Genomic DNA, 5123 nt, shown 5'->3' on the forward strand with positions numbered 1-5123 from the left:
TCGCAGGCATTGCCAGGACCAAGGCCTTCTCTCCTGACGTCTTCAGCCTCAAAAGCCGATAACGCAACAGGCCCACAGGGGGAGAGGGGGAAAGGTCAGCGCTCCACGCGATAGGCCTCGACCTGAGCTTTCAGCGCATCCAGCGACGCGAGCGGCGCCTCAGGATCGACGCGATACTCTCCACGCGCCAGCCAATTCAGCACCTTCGCATCGACCGCCGGCGAATGGTGGATGACGTCGCTGTAGTTATCGAGATCGTGCGTCACCGCCCTGATCGCGCGGAAATCGTACAGACGCACATTCGGAAGCTGCGTCAGCCGCTCGGCGATGCGCGCGGTGAGGTCGGTGACGATCTTCAGCGTCGCAGGCGAGGCATCACGCATCGCCACGAACTGCAGGATCGAATAGGGCGGCAAGTAGATGTCGAAGGTCACGTCCGGATGACGCGTGATCAAGCCGACGGCGTCGCGTTCGAAATGCCGGAGCATGGCGTCGTAGCCATAGCCTTCGCCAAGGAAGCGGCTGCGCACGGGGCTCGTGATGTAAGCGAACGAGGCAAGCGTCTTCTTCGCATTGTAGTCACGCGCGACGTCGAAATCGCGCGGCAGCGCGTAGATGTCGTCGACGTCGGACAGCGCGAACTTGACGGGGAGAAACGGCGCCGCCTGGGTCAGCTTCTGCTGCAGCGGCGGGATCGACCGCAGCAGCGCGAACAAGGATTCCTTCGCCATCGCGGCGCTGAACAGATAGGACGCGATGCCCTTCGTTGTCTGGCGATAGAGATCGACGGACAGAAAGGGATCGGCCTCGATATCCGCCGCATCGACAAAGATGAAATCGTCCATCGCCCAGATCACGCGCCGGGCGCCGCGCTCGATCGCCCGCTCCAGCACAAAGCCCTGCTGGCGCGAATTGGACCCGGTCATCGCCAGCTTGAGCGAGTGGACGCCGAGCGCGCGATCGATGTCGCTCTGGCGGAAACGGATCGCGAGCGAGGTGCCCATGAAGGCGGTGTCGAACGACTGGCTGCGGATCAGCCCGGCATTCTGCACGCGCGTGTCGTCGGAATAGAAGGCCAGTCGCGACGGGCGAAACAGTTGCAAGGGATCGACGAGATAGGTGAGTACCGCCGCGCCCAGCACGCAGGCGATGCTGGCGAGCAGAAGACGTCTCAGATGTATGAAATTGCCTCGCATCAGAACCGGAAATAGATGAATTCGCTGTGGCTCTGGATGCCGAGAATCCCGAGAGCGAGCACCAGCGCCGCGCCGTAAAGGAACAGCGGTCGCATCCGTCCTGCCGGCAGGGCCTCGCCGACCCTGCGATTGTCGTGATCGTATCCCATGATCGCTTGCGTGTTCGGCGACATCCACACCAGCGCGGCGTAGATCGACACCAGAACCAATGCGGCGATCTCCTCGCGGCCGAGGACGATATTCGACGGATCGGCCATCGCGTGGAGGACACGCAGCGCCCAAGTAACGCTCTCGGCGCGAAAAAAACCCAAGCCACGACGACGGCGAGGAACGTCAGCACGGCTCCGACGATGCGGACCGGACGCACGAGCAACGTCGGGACGTTGGGCACCAGCGCGTTGAAGGCATGATTGACGCAGAGATAAGCGCCATGCAGCGCGCCCCAGGCGACAAAAGTCCAGGCCGCGCCGTGCCAGAGCCCGCCGAGCAGCATCGTGATCATCAGATTGACGTAGCGCAGCACGCGGCCGCGGCGATTGCCGCCGAGCGAGATGTAGAGATAGTCGCGCAGGAACTGCGACAAGGTCATGTGCCAGCGGCGCCAGAACTCGACGATGCTGGTGGCCTTGTAGGGTGAGTTGAAATTCACGGGCAGGAAGATGCCGAACATCAGCGATATCCCGATCGCCATGTCGGAATAGCCGGAGAAGTCGAAATAGAGCTGGAACGTGTAGGCGAGCGCACCACACCAGGCCTGATCAAAGCTCGGCGAGCGCGCCTCGAAGGCGAGCGCCACCAGGGGCTGGATGCCATCGGCAAGGCAGGTCTTCTTGAACAGGCCGATCGCGAAGATGACGATTCCGCACAGGATCAGGTGTGCGTCCGGATACTTGGTCTCCTTCCGCTCGAATTGCGGGATCATGTCCTTGTGGTGGAGGATCGGCCCCGCGATCAGGTGCGGAAAGTAGGTCACGAACAGCGCGTAGTGCGGCAAGGCGTAACGCGCGACCTGGCCACGATACGCATCCACCAGGAACGCGATCTGGGTGAAGGTGTAGAAGGAGATGCCGACCGGCAGCAGGATGTGGACCGCAACATGCGTACCGGCCAGCGCATTGATGTTCTCGGCGACGAAGCCGGCATATTTGAAGATGCCGAGCACCAGGAGGTCGCCGACGACGCCGAGCGCGAGCGCCGCCTTTCGTTGCATTGGGGCGAGCTTCGCCGCGATCAGGAGATAGCCGACGCCGTAGTTGAAGGCGATCGAGACCAGCAGCAGGCCCACGAACTGCCAGCTGCCGAAGGCGTAGAAGGCGAGCGAGGCCAGCGCCAGCCAGATCACCGGCGCCAGATTGCTGCGCCGCCCGAGCCAGAAATAGCCGGCCAGCACGGCCGGCAGGAACAGCAGGATGAACGGGTAGGAATTGAACAGCATCAGGCTGGACCGGCGGCGGGGGGTATCGCCCCTAAAGCATACAAGGGGGCGATCAACAACCCGGCGACTTGGCGCAGTCCTTGGCGCAGCGGCGCTGGCAATTCGCGGAATCGGGACGATATAAGGTGGAATACGGCGAGCGATGCGGCGCGCCTTTCTTCTCCCTCTCCCCGTTCTTACGGGGAGAGGTAAAGAGGGAACGCAGCGCGAGTACGAGATGATGAGGACCGAGTGACACAAGCCAAGACACCTTCCCAGCCCCCCGTCGCCCCGCGCCGGCCGCATTCCTTCACGCGGCACGGGATCACCGTGGCCGACGACTATGCCTGGCTGAAGGACGAGAAATGGCAGGAGGTGCTGCGCGATCCCGCCGTGCTCGATCCCGACATCCGCAAATATCTCGATGAAGAGAACGGCTACACCGAGAGCCTGCTCGGCCACACCTCGTCGCTTCAGAAGACGCTGGTGCGCGAGATGCGCGGGCGGATCAAGGAGGACGATTCCAGCGTGCCCTCGCCCGACGGACCGTTCGCCTATTTCCGGAGGTTTCGCGAGGGTGGGCAGCACGAATTGTTCGGCCGCATGCCGCGCGACGGCGGCGAGGGCCAGATCGTGCTCGACGGCGACGCGCTCGCCAAAGACCACAAATACTTCAAGTTCGGCGGCAGCCGCCACTCGAACGATCACAAGCTGCAAGCCTGGAGCGCCGACACCAAGGGCTCGGAATATTTCTCCATCCGCGTCCGCGACTGGGCCACGGGCAAGGATCTTGACGATTTGGTCGAGGAGACCGACGGCGGCATCGTCTGGAGCAAGGACTGCAAGAGCTTCTTCTATGTGAAGCTCGACGACAACCATCGCCCGATGCAGGTGTGGCTGCACAGGCTCGGCACCAGGCAGGCCGACGACTCGCTCGTCTACGAGGAGCAGGATTCCGGCTGGTTCACCCATCTGCATGAGAGCACCAGCGGCCGCTTCTGCGTGATCGCGGGCGGCGATCACGAGACCTCGGAGCAGCGGCTGATCGATCTCGCCCACCCCGAAGCGCCGCCGCGCCTGGTCGCGGCGCGCGAGGACGGCGTGCAATATTCGCTGGCCGACCGCGGCGACGAGCTCTTCATCCTCACCAATGCCGATGACGCCATCGATTTCAAGATCGTCACCGCGCCGCTTGGCGCACCCGAGCGCAAGAACTGGCGCGACCTGATCCCGTATCGTCCCGGCGTCTACATCATCGACCTCGATCTCTATGCCGGCCATCTGGTGCGGCTGGAGCGCGCCAATGCGCTGCCGTCGGTCGTGATCCGCGATCTCGCGACCAGGGACGAGCACGCCATCGCCTTCGACGAGGCGGCCTATTCGCTCGACACGATGGGCTCCTACGAATTCGACACCACGAACTTGCGCTTCGCCTATTCGTCGATGACGACGCCGTCGGAAGTCTACGATTACGACATGGTCAAGCGCACGCGGACCTTGCGCAAGCGCCAGGAGATTCCGTCCGGTCACGATGCGGCCGACTATGTCACGACGCGCATCATGGCCAAGGCGCATGACGGCGCCGAGGTGCCGGTGTCGATCCTCTATCGCCTCGGGCTGAAGCTCGATGGCTCGGCGCCGCTGCTGCTCTACGGCTACGGCTCCTACGGCATGGCGATGCCGGCCTCCTTCAACGCCAACCGCCTCTCGCTGGTCGACCGCGGTTTTGTTTACGCCATCGCCCATATCCGCGGCGGCGCCGACAAGGGCTGGGGCTGGTATCTCGACGGCAAGCGCGAGAAAAAGACGAACAGCTTTGACGATTTTGCGGCCAGCGCGCGGGCGCTGATCGATGCGAAATACACAAAACGCATCGTCGGCCATGGCGGCTCGGCCGGCGGCATGCTGATGGGCGCCGTCGCGAACCGCGCCGGCGAATTGTTCGCAGGCATCGTCGCCGAAGTGCCGTTCGTCGACGTGCTCAACACCATGCTTGACGACACGCTGCCGCTGACGCCGCCGGAATGGCCCGAATGGGGCAACCCGATCGAGAGCGAAAAGGATTTTCGCACCATCCTGTCCTACTCCCCGTACGACAATGTCGCGGCGAAGGACTATCCGGCGATCCTCGCGATGGGCGGCTTGACCGATCCGCGCGTGACCTATTGGGAGCCGGCCAAATGGATCGCGCGCCTGCGCGCGACCATGAGCGGCGGCGGCCCGGTGTTGCTCCGCACCAACATGGGTGCCGGCCACGGCGGCGCATCGGGGCGGTTCGACCGGCTGGACGAAGTCGCGATCGTCTATGCGTTCGCGCTTTGGGCAGCGGGGATGCCGGAGGCGTGACCTTGTAGCCCGGATGGAGCGCAGCGAAATCCGGGATTCGTGCAGACGGCAAGACCGCCCCGGATTGCGCTGTGCTCCATCCGGGCTACGGGCCTGGCCCCCCCCCCCGGGGGGGGCGGCGGGATTGGGGACCTCAGTTAGGTGGGGGCAGGCGCCGCGCCCCCGGG

4 protein-coding genes and 1 pseudogene are annotated in these 5123 nt (G+C 64.0%); 2 read left to right on the forward strand and 3 right to left on the reverse strand.

The window, feature by feature from the left end; genetic code table 11:
- Positions 1-95: 95 nt before the first annotated feature.
- The 3 genes and pseudogenes from AC0L3X_RS43110 to AC0L3X_RS43120 form a co-directional block, all read right to left on the reverse strand.
- Entirely contained in the window at positions 96-1196 is a 1101-nt protein-coding gene (locus tag AC0L3X_RS43110; protein ID WP_063980478.1) for a hypothetical protein, read from the reverse strand.
- Positions 1196-1453 (reverse strand): hypothetical protein, encoded by a 258-nt coding sequence (locus tag AC0L3X_RS43115; protein ID WP_354132412.1) that lies wholly within the window; start codon positions 1451-1453, stop codon positions 1196-1198. The genes AC0L3X_RS43110 and AC0L3X_RS43115 overlap by 1 nt, the downstream gene beginning before the upstream one ends.
- 173 nt (positions 1454-1626) lie before the next feature.
- Positions 1627-2226, reverse strand: a pseudogene (locus AC0L3X_RS43120) (MBOAT family O-acyltransferase); the annotation flags it as partial.
- Between AC0L3X_RS43120 and AC0L3X_RS43125 the strand changes: the two are divergent.
- Together AC0L3X_RS43125 and AC0L3X_RS43130 are read left to right on the forward strand one after the other, a co-directional pair.
- A complete protein-coding gene (locus AC0L3X_RS43125) occupies positions 2125-2823 on the forward strand; it encodes a hypothetical protein (protein WP_354132411.1) in 699 nt (232 codons plus the stop codon). The pseudogene AC0L3X_RS43120 and the gene AC0L3X_RS43125 overlap by 102 nt on opposite strands.
- 39 nt (positions 2824-2862) lie before the next feature.
- The gene (locus tag AC0L3X_RS43130) at positions 2863-4956 is read left to right on the forward strand and encodes a S9 family peptidase (RefSeq protein ID WP_473317440.1); all 2094 of its coding nucleotides are present in this window, start codon (positions 2863-2865) and stop codon (positions 4954-4956) included.
- Positions 4957-5123 lie beyond the last annotated feature (167 nt).

It is taken from the genome of Bradyrhizobium sp. MI1.7 (assembly GCF_055811795.1).